At 40.4% G+C, this 14,176-nt stretch carries 14 protein-coding genes; 11 read left to right on the top strand and 3 right to left on the bottom strand.

What is annotated here, in order from left to right; all coding sequences use genetic code 11:
• The first annotated feature begins 91 nt into the window (after positions 1-91).
• From rimP to AFM12_RS00055, 8 genes are all read left to right on the top strand, one after another.
• On the top strand, positions 92-553 hold the full coding sequence (gene rimP / locus AFM12_RS00090; protein WP_055142948.1) for a ribosome maturation factor RimP: 462 nt from the start codon (positions 92-94) through the stop codon (positions 551-553).
• A 24-nt stretch (positions 554-577) separates the two neighbouring features.
• Entirely contained in the window at positions 578-1,822 is a 1,245-nt protein-coding gene (gene nusA / locus AFM12_RS00085) for a transcription termination factor NusA (protein ID WP_055142946.1), read from the top strand.
• Positions 1,823-1,878: 56 nt separating this feature from the next.
• Positions 1,879-4,722, top strand: a complete 2,844-nt coding sequence (gene infB, locus AFM12_RS00080) for a translation initiation factor IF-2 (protein WP_055142944.1) — start codon at positions 1,879-1,881, stop codon at positions 4,720-4,722.
• Between the two features lie 132 nt (positions 4,723-4,854).
• A complete protein-coding gene (locus AFM12_RS00075; RefSeq protein ID WP_055142942.1) occupies positions 4,855-5,493 on the top strand; it encodes an O-methyltransferase in 639 nt (212 codons plus the stop codon).
• 4 nt (positions 5,494-5,497) lie between these two features.
• Positions 5,498-7,591: a LysM peptidoglycan-binding domain-containing protein gene (locus AFM12_RS00070; protein WP_055142940.1), complete on the top strand. Its 2,094-nt coding sequence runs from the start codon at positions 5,498-5,500 to the stop codon at positions 7,589-7,591.
• A 66-nt stretch (positions 7,592-7,657) separates the two neighbouring features.
• The gene (locus tag AFM12_RS00065; RefSeq protein ID WP_055142938.1) at positions 7,658-8,221 is read left to right on the top strand and encodes a DUF3109 family protein; all 564 of its coding nucleotides are present in this window, start codon (positions 7,658-7,660) and stop codon (positions 8,219-8,221) included.
• On the top strand, positions 8,208-8,534 hold the full coding sequence (locus AFM12_RS00060; protein ID WP_055142936.1) for an MGMT family protein: 327 nt from the start codon (positions 8,208-8,210) through the stop codon (positions 8,532-8,534). The genes AFM12_RS00065 and AFM12_RS00060 overlap by 14 nt, the downstream gene beginning before the upstream one ends.
• 135 nt (positions 8,535-8,669) lie before the next feature.
• Positions 8,670-9,140: an Lrp/AsnC family transcriptional regulator gene (locus AFM12_RS00055; RefSeq protein ID WP_055142934.1), complete on the top strand. Its 471-nt coding sequence runs from the start codon at positions 8,670-8,672 to the stop codon at positions 9,138-9,140.
• A gap of 2 nt (positions 9,141-9,142) precedes the next feature.
• Here the strand turns inward: AFM12_RS00055 and AFM12_RS00050 are convergent, their stop codons facing one another.
• Positions 9,143-10,351, bottom strand: coding sequence for a tetratricopeptide repeat protein (locus AFM12_RS00050; RefSeq protein ID WP_055144966.1), 1,209 nt, complete (start codon positions 10,349-10,351; stop codon positions 9,143-9,145).
• Between the two features lie 66 nt (positions 10,352-10,417).
• On the opposite strand from AFM12_RS00050, the gene hpt reads away from it, so the two are divergent.
• Together hpt and AFM12_RS00040 are read left to right on the top strand one after the other, a co-directional pair.
• On the top strand, positions 10,418-10,948 hold the full coding sequence (gene hpt, locus AFM12_RS00045; protein ID WP_055142931.1) for a hypoxanthine phosphoribosyltransferase: 531 nt from the start codon (positions 10,418-10,420) through the stop codon (positions 10,946-10,948).
• 66 nt (positions 10,949-11,014) lie between these two features.
• On the top strand, positions 11,015-11,737 hold the full coding sequence (locus tag AFM12_RS00040; protein WP_055142929.1) for a phage tail-like protein: 723 nt from the start codon (positions 11,015-11,017) through the stop codon (positions 11,735-11,737).
• Here the strand turns inward: AFM12_RS00040 and AFM12_RS00035 are convergent.
• On the bottom strand, positions 11,727-12,710 hold the full coding sequence (locus AFM12_RS00035; RefSeq protein ID WP_157687239.1) for an ABC transporter ATP-binding protein: 984 nt from the start codon (positions 12,708-12,710) through the stop codon (positions 11,727-11,729). The genes AFM12_RS00040 and AFM12_RS00035 overlap by 11 nt on opposite strands.
• 100 nt (positions 12,711-12,810) lie before the next feature.
• Between AFM12_RS00035 and AFM12_RS00030 the strand changes: the two genes are divergently transcribed.
• A complete protein-coding gene (locus AFM12_RS00030) occupies positions 12,811-13,518 on the top strand; it encodes an NUDIX hydrolase (protein ID WP_055144962.1) in 708 nt (235 codons plus the stop codon).
• Between the two features lie 22 nt (positions 13,519-13,540).
• On the opposite strand, the gene AFM12_RS00025 is transcribed toward AFM12_RS00030, so the two are convergent.
• On the bottom strand, positions 13,541-14,176 hold a 636-nt coding region (locus AFM12_RS00025; protein WP_055142925.1), incomplete at its 5' end, for an Ig-like domain-containing protein.

The raw sequence follows: 14,176 nt of genomic DNA, 5'->3' as shown, positions 1-14,176 counted from the left end.
TAGACTAATTTTGCAGAAGAATTGGAGTGTTAAGGAGGGCGTCAATCCTCCTTTTTTGTTACACAACATTTCGTTTATTACCATTTTGGCAATGATCACAGCAGAGCAAATTACCGGAATTATTGATGGCATTATTGCCGACTCTAAATTCTATCTTGTTGATTTAAAGGTAAGTACCTCGAAAATCAAACAGAAGATTACGGTATTAGTTGACACTGACGAAGGTATCCTGATTGATGAATGCTCGACCATCAGCAGGCAGCTTGGTGAACTTCTGGATGAAGAAATTGACAATGCATACACGCTTGAAGTTTCTTCTCCCGGTATTGACCATCCGCTAAAACTTTCAAGGCAGTTCGTTAAAAACATCGGACGCACGCTTAAAGTGATTCAAAAAGATGGTACTGAAGTAAAAGGTGAACTTGTAAATGCAAGCGAAAATGTATTTACCATTCAGCCTGACAAAAAGAAGAAAGAAAAAACAAAACCCGAGCCTGTAGAGCTTGGATATGATGAGATAAAAGAAGCCGTAGTTCAGGTTTCTTTCAAGTAAATAGAAACGAAACAGACAAATCGTATGCACAGTGGAGATTTAGTTGCTTCATTTGCGGAGTTTGCCCGCGAAAAGAACATTGATAGACCTACCATGATTTCTATCCTGGAAGAGGTACTTAGAACAATGATTCGTAAGAAATTTGACGACGACAGTAACTTTGATATCATTCTGAACGCCGAAAATGGTGACCTTGAAATGTGGCGTACTCGTGAAATTGTGGACGACAATTCAGAGGACATCTGGGATTTTGACAAAATTCCATTGGCGGAAGCGAAGAAAATTGAACCTGACTTTGAGATAGGCGAAGAAGTAGCTGAAGAAATTAAGCTTGAAGACTTCGGTCGCAGAGTAGTTCAGACAGCACGTCAAACATTAATTCAAAAGGTTAAAGACCTCGAGAAAGAAATGTTGTATGACCTTTACAAAGATCAGGTTGGTGAGCTTATTACCGTTGAGGTTTATCAAATTCTTGGTCGTGAGGTGATTTGTCTTGATCAGGATGGCAATGAGCTTTCTTTGCCAAAATTTGAGCAAATCCCTAAAGATCGTTTCAGGAAAGGAAACAGTATTCGCTGTGTGGTTCACAAGGCGGAACTAAATAATGGTAATCCACGTGTTCTATTGTCGAGAACTTCTCCGGTATTCCTTGAGAGACTTTTTGAGCTTGAGATTCCTGAGATTCTCGACGGTTTAATTTCTGTGAAAAAAATCGTTCGTGAGCCGGGTGACAGAGCTAAAGTAGCAGTTGAGTCATTTGATGACAGAATTGACCCTGTGGGAGCTTGTGTGGGTATGAAGGGTAGCAGAATTCACAGTATTGTTCGTGAATTGGAAAACGAGAACATTGACGTTATTCAATGGACTGATAATATGCCACTTCTAATTTCTCGTGCACTAAGCCCGGCAAAAATCAGCTCGGTTCAGATTGACGAAAACGGAGAAAGAGCATCAGTATTCCTTAAGCCTGATCAGGTGTCTTTGGCAATTGGTCGTGGTGGTTTAAATATTAAACTCGCCAGCAGACTGATAGGAATGGAACTTGACGTCTTCCGCGATATTGAACAGGATTTCATCGAAGAAGATGTTGACTTGATGGAATTCACTGACGAAATTGACGAGTGGATTCTTCAGGAGCTTCATAAAATTGGCCTTGACACAGCAAAATCAGTGCTTGCTTTGACTAAAGAAGAGCTTGTAAGAAGAACTGAACTTGAAGAAGAAACTGTGACGGATGTATTGGACATCCTGAACAAAGAGTTTGAATAGAATCAATATATTAGTAGATACCAAATCCAATAAAAAGAATCGGATAACCAAGATATATGGCAGAAACAACTGAGATGCGATTGAACCTTGTGGCAAGGAAACTGAACGTGAGCTGGACTCAGGTTGTAGATACCCTTGTGAATAAGGGTCATGAAATAGACCGCAAACCAAACGCCAAAATTGGATCGGACCTGCTCGAGGTTCTTGAAAAAGAATACGACACTAACGTCTTATTGGGAGCAGCCCCAGCGGCTGCATCACCTTCTGAAAAGCCAAAAACACATAGCTCTGATGAAGATATTCTTTATTTCAGAGAAGAGCCTGAGGTTAAAAAAGAAGAAAAAGCTCCAGAGCGGGTTAAATTCGAACACAACATAACCGGGCCAAAAGTTGTCGGAAAAATTGATCTGGACAAGAAGCCAGCTCCGAAATCAATTGAACCTGAGGAGGAAAAGCCTGAAGTAAAGGCAGAAACTCCTGCTCCTGAACCGGTTCAGGAATCTAAGCCAGCTCCAGCACCTGAAGAAGTTAAGGTAGAAGAGCCCGTAAAAGAACAAGCTGCTCCTAAAGCCGAAGAAGCCAAATCTGAAGCACCGAAAGCTGAGGAGAAGGAAGAGGTTAAAGAGCCTGTAAAAGAAGAGAAGGCTGAAGCTAAAGCTGAGGCTCCAAAAGAAGAAAAGAAGGAAGAAGCCAAGGAGCCCGAAAATCAACTTATTAAGGCTAAAGGAGATAAACTTGCCGGCCTTAAAGTACTCGGCAAAATCGAATTGCCGGTTGAAAAGAAACCGGAGTCTAAAGAAGACCGAAAGAAAAGAAAAAGGAAAAGAGTTAGCCGTCTGGGTAACCTTACCGACATCACCGATCAGCAATATTTCAAAAAGAAAGAAAGCGAAGGTGGCGGTGGCGGAAGAAGCCAGAACCAGAAGGGTAATAATAAGAACAAAGGAAAAGGTCCTGCTAAAGGACAAAAAGAAGAGCTTACTCAGGAAGATATCAAAGACAGCATCAAGGCTACAATGGCCAAGATGAAGGCCAAAGGTCCTGATTTTGGTGCAAAACACAGAAGAGAGAAACGTAGAACCCGTGCGGAACAGGCAGAGCTTGACGAAGCAAGAGTTAATGAAGAAAGCACAATTCTTAAAGTAACAGAGTTTATATCTGCCTCTGAATTAGCTTCCATGATGGATGTTTCTGTCAATGACGTTATCTCAACTTGCATGCAATTAGGCATGTTCGTTTCTATCAATCAACGTCTTGATGCTGAATCAATTCAGTTGATAGCGATGGAATACAATTATGAGGTTGAGTTTATCTCTGCTGAAGAGGAAATTCAGGCAGACAACCTTGAAATTGTAGATGACGAGGAAGACCTGAAGCCGCGTGCTCCTATCGTTACGATCATGGGTCACGTTGACCACGGTAAGACATCCTTACTTGACTACATCAGAACTACAAAAGTTGCCAGTGGTGAGGCTGGTGGAATCACCCAGCACATTGGTGCCTACAACGTAGAAGTTCAGGAAGGTGAAAATAAAGGCAAGTCCGTAACTTTCCTTGATACACCGGGTCACGAAGCCTTTACCGCTATGCGTGCTCGTGGAGCCAAGGTAACTGATGTGGTTATTATTGTAATTTCTGCAGACGACTCAGTGATGCCTCAAACGCGTGAGGCCATTAACCACGCCAAAAATGCTAATGTGCCTATCGTATTTGCTCTGAACAAAATCGATAAGCCGGGTGCCAACCCTGATAAAATCAGAGAAGATCTTTCAAAAGAGAATATTCTTGTGGAATCATGGGGTGGTAAGTACCAGGAGCAGGAAGTTTCAGCGAAGACCGGAATTGGTATTGACGAACTTCTTGACAAAGTACTTCTGGAAGCTGAATTGCTTGAGTTGACAGCTAACCCTGACAGAAAAGCTAATGGGGCTGTAATCGAAGCCTCTCTCGACAAAGGAAGAGGTTATGTTTCAACCATTCTGGTAGAAGCAGGTACTTTGAACGTAGGCGACATCATTCTTGCCGGTCAATATTTCGGTCGTGTAAGAGCCATGATCAACGATGTAGGTGAGCGAATCAAAACCGCAGGTCCATCAACTCCGGTTCAAATTCTTGGTTTACCAGGAGCTCCTCAGGCGGGTGATAAGTTTAATGTAATGGAGTCTGACCGTGAGGCCAGAGAAATCGCCAACAAACGTGAACAAATCATTCGTGAGCAAAGTATCAGAGCCAAACGTCACATCACACTAGATGAGATTGGTAGAAGAAAGGCAATAGGTTCATTTAAAGAACTCAGTGTCATAGTGAAAGGTGACGTGGATGGTTCAGTAGAAGCTCTCTCTGATTCCCTTCTTAAACTTTCAACTGACGAAGTTCAGGTGAAAATTATTCACAAAGGGGTAGGACAAATTTCTGAGTCTGATGTTCTTTTGGCCAGTGCCGCAGATGCGATTATTCTAGGTTTCCAGGTGAGACCTTCCGCAAATGCACGAAGAATTGCTGATACAGAAGAAATTGAAATAAGACTGTACTCAGTCATCTACGATGCCATCAATGAGATCAAAGATGCTATGGAAGGTCTGTTAGCACCGACCGAAGAAGAAGTAATTACTGGTAATATCGAAGTAAGAGAAATCTTCAAGATCTCTAAAATCGGAACAATCGCCGGTAGCTACGTACTCGATGGCTATGTGAAACGTCAGAATAGCGTTCGAGTGATTCGTGAAGGTATTGTTTTGCATGACGGGAAGATTGCTCAACTTAAACGTTTCAAAGACGATGTAGGCGAAGTGAGAGCCGGATATGAGTGCGGTATTAATATTGAGAAATTCAATGACCTTCAGGTTGGAGATATCATTGAATCTTACGAAATCCGTGAGATTAAACGCTCGCTGAAATAAACTTTAAAAAGGCTGTCTCAAAAACAGTCTTTTTAAATGTTCATTTTTTTCAATTATTTCTGAACTTTTAATACAAACAAACATTTGCAAAAGCTAATTATAAGCAGTTAATTTGCTGTACATAAACGTGCTATGCTAATAATTAATCCAGATGCTGAGGCTTACTGCGAAGCCTTAAGTGACTCTGAACCTGCTGTTTTACAGGAAATAAACAGAGACACGCATGCCAATGTAATGCAGCCAAGAATGCTTTCCGGCCATTTTCAAGGTCGCCTTTTGTCAATGATCTCTCATTTGATAAAGCCAGAATTTATTCTTGAAATCGGAACCTACACGGGGTATTCTGCCATTTGTTTGGCCGAAGGCCTGAAGAAAAACGGACGCCTTCTTACCATTGACTATAATGAGGAGATTGAAACTTTGGCAAATGCCAACATTTCGAAAGCGGGGTTGACTGATCAAATAGAATTGAGAATTGGAAAAGCTGCAGAAATTATTCCCGAGATAGAAACTCCAATTGACCTCGTCTTTATAGACGCTGACAAACTGAATTATGGTCTCTATTATGACTTGGTCATCGATAAAGTACGTAGCGGAGGCCTGATATTGAGTGACAATGTCTTGTGGGATGGAAAAGTCTTTGACTCCACTCAAAATGACAAAAAAACAAAGTACTTACGTGAATTCAATCAAAAAGTTAAGAATGACACCAGAACTGAAAAAATCCTTCTCCCATTCCGGGACGGACTTTTTGTTACCAGAAAAAAATAGAATTATGAAAAGATTGACTGCTTTCCTCATCACTTTTATTTCGTTCACTGCCTTAGGTCAATCACAATACAGCCTGCCTGAGGCTCCTTCAAGAGTAGAATTTGCTAATGTCATAGTCAGTCTTGATGATCAGACGAAAAGCAAAGTTGACAATCTTATTCTCAATTTACTCACACCGGAAAACTCTTATCTGGACGCTAAATTGGAAAGAATGCAATGGTATTTTCCAATCATTGAATCCATTTTAGAAGAAGAGGGTGTACCTGATGACCTAAAATATCTGGCGGTTCAGGAAAGTAATCTTATGCCCGATGCTTTGTCAAGTTCAGGAGCTGTGGGTTTCTGGCAATTTAAGGAGCCTACTGCTGCTGAATTAGGTCTTAAAATGAATCGCGAAGTAGATGAAAGAAAGTACATTTTTGAAAGTACCCGTGCTGCCGCCAAGTACTTCAAAAAGAATAATATTATCTTCAAAAACTGGCTCTCCTGTATTTATGCATACAATCAGGGGCCCACTGGTGCCGGAAAGGAAATTCCTGATAACTGGTCTTACGCCAGTGAAGTAAAATTTGACAAAAACACACCAGAATATTTAATAAAGGCTCTTGCTCACCGAATTGCCTTTGAGTATCGCTTAAACCGTCTTAAAAATTCACCAAGAAAACTTGTTATCTACCCTACTCATTCAAAATCACTGGCTGAAATTGCGGTAGAGCTTACGGTCGATTTAAGCGAATTGAGAAGTTATAATGCATGGCTGTATGCTCCGGCTATACCGGCAGGCACTAATTATAACGTGGTTGTTCCTGTAAATGCCGAAAGAGCTGACGAAGTTATGCTCAAAATTAACCAACGTCAAGATCTCACAATTACCGATAAGGGTTACCCGATTCTAAGAAGAATTACGGCTACAACTACTTCTGATGATGAACCTATTTTATATGAAATTAATGGCAAGGCCGGAATTTTAGCTCAGCCGGGTGATGAAGCAGCTCAGCTGGCAAAAAAAGGGAGAGTTCCTCTAAAAGAATTTTTGAAGTTTAATGACCTTACAGACCGGGATATGATTAAAACCGGGAAGGTTTATTACCTTCAAAAGAAAGGAAACAAGGCCCCTGTCGAGTTCCATACCGCAGGTCTTGATCAATCTTTTTGGGATGTTTCTCAGATGTATGGAATTAGACTGAAGAAGGTTTTAAAATATAACAGATTGAAGACTGTTGAGCAGCTTCAACCTGGCCGGGTAGTTTGGATTCAGGGTAAAAGACCTAAAAACAAGCCTGTCGAAATTATAAAACAAGCTCTTCCTCAAGAGGAAAACAAGCCTGATCTTCCGATCGCTTCAAGCTATGAAAGGCAAAAAGAGGTCAATGAGATGCCTTTAGATAAGCCAAATCTGAATACCGAAAAGCCGGCAGTTATGAAGCCTACTCCTACTGTTGAGAAAAATGAAGAAGAGGGTTTCATTGAGGAAGAAAAACCAGTGGTCACGAAAATGGAGACCACTCCAAAGGAGTCTAAAAAAGTAGTTGTCAAACCGCAACCAGAAACAACGACAAAAGCTGCCTCAATGGGTACAACTCACCGAGTTCAGCAGGGTGAAACTTTATTTTCACTTGCCAGAAAGTACGGTCTAAGTGTTGAAGAGTTGAGAAACTTGAATAATATGACCTCATCTTCTGTCTTGCAATATGACCAGGAGTTAATCGTAAGTGCCGACCCAAAGTCGCAGCAAACAACCATCAGTCGTTCAGTTTCCAGTCAAGCGGTAGAACCTAGTCCATCACGGGCTGAATATCATACGGTAAGCAGAGGACAAACCTTATACTCCATATCAAAGTTATATGGAACTACAGTTTCCAGTATTCAGCGATGGAACAGTCTTTCCGGAACAGATATTTCTGTAGGCCAACGTCTGAAAGTATCTGATGGTGGTAATAGTCAACCAGCAACATCAGCCTTTAGCTATACTGTGAAAAAAGGAGATACGCTTTTCAGTATTGCTAAACGAAATGATATCAGTGTGGCCCAGCTAAAATCACTCAATAACCTGAGCAGTAACACGATTAGTGTAGGACAGGTTTTAAAGGTAAGATAACAGCCATATTTCCAAATAATATGAAAGGTCAGCTTAGTTTTAGGCTGACCTCTTTATTTTTGTACCATGATATTGATTGATGATACAGTCATAAGTGACGATATTAAAGAGAAGCATTTTGTATGCGACCTTGAGAAATGCAAAGGAGCCTGCTGCGTAGAGGGCGACCTGGGAGCTCCTTTAGAAGAAGTCGAGTTACCGATTCTTCAGGAAATTTACCCATTGGTCAAACCTTATTTAAGCCCTGAAGGAATCAAAGCAATTGAGGAACAAGGTGAATACGTATATGACGACGAAGATGATTATAGCACACCTACGATCAATGGCCGTGAATGTGCTTATGCCATCTATGATGATAAAGGAATTTTGAAATGCGGGATTGAACAAGCCTATATTGACAAAAAAATTGATTTTCAAAAGCCAATTTCCTGTCACCTTTACCCTATTAGAATTACCAAGTATGAAAATTATCATGCCCTGAATTACGATCAATGGAGTATCTGCAGTGATGCCTGTACTCTCGGAGAAAAGCTTGGTGTTCCAGTATACAAATTTCTTAAAGTACCTCTCCAGAAAGCCTATGGAGAAGAGTGGTACCAACAATTGGTAGAAGAAATTGAAGGAGAATAAATTCGAAGATATCTATGACGTGGTGAAACTCATCCCCAAGGGAAAAGTATCATCTTATGGAGCCATAGCAGAGTACCTCGGTTCAAAAGGCGGGGCTCGTTTAGTGGGTTGGGCCATGAATGCACTTCATCATCGTAAAGATGTTCCGGCTCACAGGGTGGTTAACCGCAAGGGAGTCCTGACGGGTAAAAATGCTTTTGAAACACCATCCACCATGCAACAACTTCTTGAAAAAGAAGGACTTACCATAAAAGAAGATCAAATCCAGGACTTTGAAGCCCATTACTGGGAGCCCGTGAAAGAGCTGCTTTAAGGAATATTCCAGCCATAATCTTTCTTCTAAATTGTACTCTGTAATTAGAATATTAGATTTTTTTATAGAAAATTATAAAATTATAGTTTTCTATTGTAGATTTGACCCAAATAATATTCTGAAACAAATTAAAGCATGGCACAAGGTAAACTAGACGTAATTGATCACAAACTTTTAGAAATTCTTCAGGCAAACGGAAAAATCACGAATGCCCAACTTTCGAAAGATGTCGGTCTCTCCCCAGCTCCTACCCTTGAACGTGTCAAAAAGCTTGAACAATCCGGAATTATTCAGAGCTATCATGCCCAGGTAAATCGCGAGAAAGTAGGCTTAGGTGTTCTGACATATGTACAGGTTACTTTGAAAGGCCATCAAAAAACCATCATTGAAGCGTTTACAAATAAAATCAATCAGGTTCCGGAAATTATTGAGTGTCATCACGTTACCGGCCAGTGTGATTTCTTACTGAAAGTTATTGCGAAGGATATTAATCACTACCAACAGTTGATCATGGATACGATTAATGAAATTGAGGTGGTTTCCAGCACACAAACAATGGTAATTCTTCAAACCATTAAAAACAGCAAGGTTCTTCCGGTTCCTTAAAATCAGGATTGTTTTCTGATTAGCTTTTTCAACTCCTGCGACTTTTCTTTTGCGGTTTTGTAGCTACTCGATTTCCTGTTTTTCTGATCGAGTATCAGATCAAAATATGACTTGGCCTTTTCATAATTCTTTTGATCCATTTCAATGTTACCGAGAGCCAAAAGAGAGCTAAGTGAGTAACCTGCATCCTCAGAATCATTTGATTGAGCAAATTCCACACATTTCTGGTAATAGAATTTAGCGGTTTCCTTATCTCTTTTATAATTATTGTAAATAAAGCCAAGTATGTAGGCTCCATATCGGCCTTCGTTATCACCATATCCGGGCTTTCCTGCAGTAATATTATCCAGTAATTCGCGGGCAAAAACTTCTGATTCCTGCATTCTGCCCAAGGCAAAACTACTTCTTGCCGCATAACGATGAAAAAAGGAATTATCAGGATAAATACTGTGCATCATACTCGACATTCTAAGGGCCTTCCTGTTTTGGCCTTCCATAGCATAGATTTGAACAAGAAAGTAACGTGCCTCCATTCGCGTGTAAAACGCATTCTGACTGACATTTTCCAGTTGAGCGATACCCAGTTGCTTGTCTCCCTTCCTGAAAAAAGTAAGAAGAGGTTTAAGCGACTTATAGTTCTCATGAATCCATTTAGAATAGAAATTATACAAGCCATCACCAAAAAGTAACTCGGGATTTATATTTTCATCCCCTCTGCTTTTCTCAAGATACTTCAAGGCCTGTTTTCCTGCCCAGGCAGATTTCACCCAGTTTTCGCGTTCAGCATATAAACGGCCTTTGAAAGCATAAGCTGCAGCGATGAAAAAAGCTGCTTCTTTGCTCCCTCCGTTAGCATCAAGCATATCCTCTGCAAGATCAATGGTTTCATCCATGTGACCATGAATACTTTTATCGTATCTCTCAATTCCTGTGTCTGGCACAATTTTCCACCAATCACTGAGACCAAGCAAGAAATGGCCAATAGGGTGATTTGGATATTTCACCAATAGCCATTTGAACTCGCGGTCTGCCTCATAAAATTTGAAGTTGTACATATTATTGATGGCCGCAGTGGTTTCAATCTGAATTTTGCGATCCATCAAAAGTTCTTTCACCGGCTCATCATCAGAACCAAACCATGAAAAAAGCTGACCAAAAGCTGTGCTCTGCATTATGAGAACCAGGCAAGTGATGAAGATATTTCTATTCATAAAGGATCTAATTGCCCCAAATTTACGACCTTTCCATTCTAAAAAACGGTTTTCTGCCATACTCCTATGATAACGATCAAAGACAAAAAGTTTGTGTCTCTGATACCAAAAGATGTTTTAGAGTCAAGGATTGAAATATTGGCTCAACAACTGAACAAAGAATTTAAAGGTAAAAATCCACTGCTCATCGGTATTTTGAATGGCTCTTTCATGTTTTTGTCTGAACTAAGCAAACATCTGGACTTTCAATGTGAAATTAGTTTTGTCAAGGTTAAATCATATGAAAATATGCATTCAAGTGGATTGGTTACAGAGTTAATCGGTCTGACGGAGAATATTGAAAACCGTGATGTCATCATTGTTGAGGATATTGTCGATACCGGGCTTACACTAAATCGTATTTTGCCTGATTTTGATAAAAAGAAACCTAACTCTATTAAAATAGTCACTATGCTTTTTAAAGAATCTGCTTTTAAGGGGAATTACAGGCCAGATTTTAAAGCTTTTGTGATTGATGATGTGTTTGTAGCTGGCTATGGATTAGATTATAATGGCTATGGGCGAAATCTTAATCAAATTGTAAAAGTGTCTGATTGATTTACAAAATCAATTACGTTTTCATTACTGAAGGCTCTATTTTCATCACGAACCAAAAGCCTGAAAATGAAAGCCAATATTTTACTCATCATTCTGTTTACTGTTTCACTCTCTTTCTATTCAGTTGGTCAGAATGCCCTGATGACTCCTGATGCTGTCAAAATCCCATCAAAAACAACCGCTGAAATGAACGCCATATCAAGTCCTATAGATGGTATGGTCGTTTATAACACCAGTACCTCAAGCTTATGGTACTACAATTCGACATGGTCTGAGCTGGGGCCAAACACCGATTCTCAGGTGGTAGATCAACTAAGCTTGGTTGGCACAACGCTCCATTTATCACTTTCGGGAGACGGACAAGCACCAAAAACAGTGAATTTAAGTAGCTTATCCGGTGGTGGTGGAGGCTCTGCAAACTATTTACCGGTAAGGGCATATGTAAGTTCCGCTAACTATGGCCCCAGATTTAATATTTTCAGTACTTCATACTCTGCTTCCATTGAGTCAAGTGAAATGCCTTTACCGTTTAGCGGTACTATTTCGAAACTTTCCGCTTCATGTTCCAGAACATTGGATAGCGGCTCTGAGGTAACGATGGAAGTGATGGTAAACGGAAGTGCGGTTTTGTCTTTGGTTATTGACAACGCCGATGGAACTTCAGTGGTTACCAACACAGGATCCGTGGCAATTACAGAAGGTCAGAAAATAACACTAAGATCGGCCGAAACAGGAGGTGTACATCCAGGGGCCAACACCTGGTGCTCAGGTTTTATAACTATCGATTGATTTCGGTAAACCTGTTAATTTTGATCTTGACCAGAGAAGGCTTCAGATACTTCTCAGAGGTAAAAGCAGTTAAAGAGAGATTCTCAATTTTGAGAGAAATCTGACGGAAAGCTCCGTAATCAACAATGCCTCCGATCTCGGCTTCAATCCCTTCATTAGAAAAAAGCTCAATATCTTCAGGCCTTATTAACACCTTTAAATCAGAAGACTTCAGTTTCAATATCATATTTGCTTCTTTCGCTTCGACAATATTAAACTCTCCCGTTAAGCCTGCTTCATATTGAGAATTCGGATGTCTGTAGATTTGAACCGGATCATCCAATTGAGAAATTTTCCCGTCTTTTAATATAGCCAACTGATTGGCTGTTCCAAAAACATCGGAAATGTCGTGAGTCACGAAAATGCAGGCCATTTTTTCTTCTCGAACGATGTCTTTTATGGCTTTCTTCAATTCTTTTTTTCTTCCATAATCCAGATTACTAAAAGGTTCGTCAAGCAGCAGTAATGCAGGTTCATCAGCCAGAGCCCTGGCAATAGAAGCCCGTTGTTGCTCACCCTCTGAAGACTGCCGGGGTAACTGATCAGCCACTTTTTGAAGACCTGTCAATTTGAGTAAATGATTAACCCTTTCTTTGCGATACTCTGAATTGTATTTGCGAAGCTCATAATCAATATTCTCCCTCAGTGAATGATTTGGAAAAAGCGGATTATCCTGCCGAACCATTTTTATAGAAGGGTGACCAGGAATTAGCTTTTCAGAGGGTGAAGGAATCGGCTCTCCTTCGATCAAAAGAGTGCCTTTATCCGGATCAAGAAAACCGGCAATCAGTTTAAGAAGAGTAGATTTACCCGAACCACTTTCACCTAAAACAGCCAAAACCTCTTCAGAACCCAGTTCAAAGGATATGCTTCGAATAATCTTTTTAGCATTAATGCTATATTGCAATTTGTCGACTTTGAGAGTGTTTGCCAAAGTGAAAAGATTAAAAAGTTCGTTCAATAATACTTATTTCAAATCCGATGTCTTAAGTTTAAGTTCAATTCCTGACGAAAAAGAAGACCCTTTTAAACCTATGTTAGATCAATATGGCAAACAGACGAAATGTCTGGTGGCTTTAGACTCAATTATTTTCGGATTTGATGGCTCAAAACTAAAGCTATTACTTGTAAAAAGGGGAATTGAAGAAAGCAAAAACATTTGGTCATTAATGGGTGGTTGGTTACAGCCCAATGAAAGCCTTGACGAAGCCGCTATCCGCGTTCTTAAAGATTTAACAGGCCTTGAGAATATTTATCTGGAACAACTCTCTGTATTTGGGAGACCTGATCGAGATCCAATAGAAAGAACTGTTTCCGTAACTTATTTTGCATTGATTAATTCAACCGACTATGAGAATTTTGATTCCGGAAGTTATCACGCAGAGTGGTTTGATTTAGATCAGCATCCTGAATTACTTTTTGACCATCAGGAAATGGTGGACAATGCAATCTCCAGATTAAGAAATAAGGCAGCATTTCATCCCGTGGGCTTTGAGCTACTTCCTTCCAAATTCACAATCCCACAGCTTCAAAAGCTCTATGAAGCGATTTTTGATACCGAGTTTGACAAAAGAAACTTTAGCCGTAGAATCCTTGCAAGCGGCCTTTTGACCAAACTGGACGAAAAACAGAAAGGCTTCTCAAAAAAAGGAGCTTTCCTCTATGAACTAAATTCTCAAAACACGGTAAAAGCCGCCAGTTCCAATCTCTATTTTGTTCCCAGTATCGATAGAATTGTGTAGTCATCGGAATTTTCTGCAGCCTCTAGTTGCTTACTTTGGTGACTTGCACGGGTACACAAATAACTGTGCATTCCTCCGGAAGATAGGTAATCATAATATTGGCCGTATCTGACAACCCGGTTTGTACTTCAATAAGCAGGTAGGAGATTACATCAGGATCTCCAATAAACCCTCCAAACGGATCAAAGGAAATAATTCCGGTCAAAGAGTTATACACCCATTCACCCTGCCCGGCTACTACCAAAGTATCTTGAAGGCCAGGTGTTAAAAGGTCAATATCCACTTGAACATCCGAAAGAGAAATTATTGTTGAACCATCACTTAAGCTATCGTTAGCTATGATGTTCAGATAAACTTTTGTCCCGAACCTGTTATCCAATGAGCTGTCATTAACGGCAACTGGTGGCTCTTCGGTGTACGTGATCGTGATCGTTGCGGTGCTATCCAATCCGGTCGCATTCTCAATCAAGGTGTAAATGATTGGTGTTGGATCGGTCGTGAAGCCTGCCTCAGGATTGAAGGTTACTTCACCTGTCAGCGTATCGTAATCATATCTTCCTTCTCCCGGCACAATCAGGCTATCCTGAATTCCAGGGGTGGCTGGATCAATATCCACAGTAATGTCTGTCAGGTCAACGATGTTCGTGCCATCAGACAG

Origin of the sequence: Jiulongibacter sediminis, assembly GCF_001306455.1 — a bacterium.
Taxonomy (GTDB): Bacteria; Bacteroidota; Bacteroidia; order Cytophagales; family Spirosomataceae; genus Jiulongibacter; species Jiulongibacter sediminis.
The sequence above is the reverse complement of the archived record's forward strand: the minus strand, read 5'-3'. Positions and strand labels throughout refer to the sequence as shown.

Bases quoted from the DNA above. Each gene is read 5' to 3' on its own strand.
- AFM12_RS00065 (WP_055142938.1), top strand. From the start codon at position 7,658: ATGATATTGATTGATGATACAGTCATAAGTGACGATATTAAAGAGAAG.
- hpt (WP_055142931.1), top strand. From the start codon at position 10,418: ATGATAACGATCAAAGACAAAAAGTTTGTGTCTCTGATACCAAAAGAT.
- infB (WP_055142944.1), top strand. From the start codon at position 1,879: ATGGCAGAAACAACTGAGATGCGATTGAACCTTGTGGCAAGGAAACTG.
- AFM12_RS00075 (WP_055142942.1), top strand. From the start codon at position 4,855: ATGCTAATAATTAATCCAGATGCTGAGGCTTACTGCGAAGCCTTAAGT.
- rimP (WP_055142948.1), top strand. From the start codon at position 92: ATGATCACAGCAGAGCAAATTACCGGAATTATTGATGGCATTATTGCC.
- nusA (WP_055142946.1), top strand. From the start codon at position 578: ATGCACAGTGGAGATTTAGTTGCTTCATTTGCGGAGTTTGCCCGCGAA.
- AFM12_RS00040 (WP_055142929.1), top strand. From the start codon at position 11,015: ATGAAAGCCAATATTTTACTCATCATTCTGTTTACTGTTTCACTCTCT.
- AFM12_RS00070 (WP_055142940.1), top strand. From the start codon at position 5,498: ATGAAAAGATTGACTGCTTTCCTCATCACTTTTATTTCGTTCACTGCC.
- AFM12_RS00055 (WP_055142934.1), top strand. From the start codon at position 8,670: ATGGCACAAGGTAAACTAGACGTAATTGATCACAAACTTTTAGAAATT.
- AFM12_RS00030 (WP_055144962.1), top strand. From the start codon at position 12,811: ATGTTAGATCAATATGGCAAACAGACGAAATGTCTGGTGGCTTTAGAC.
- AFM12_RS00050 (WP_055144966.1), bottom strand. From the start codon at position 10,351: ATGAATAGAAATATCTTCATCACTTGCCTGGTTCTCATAATGCAGAGC.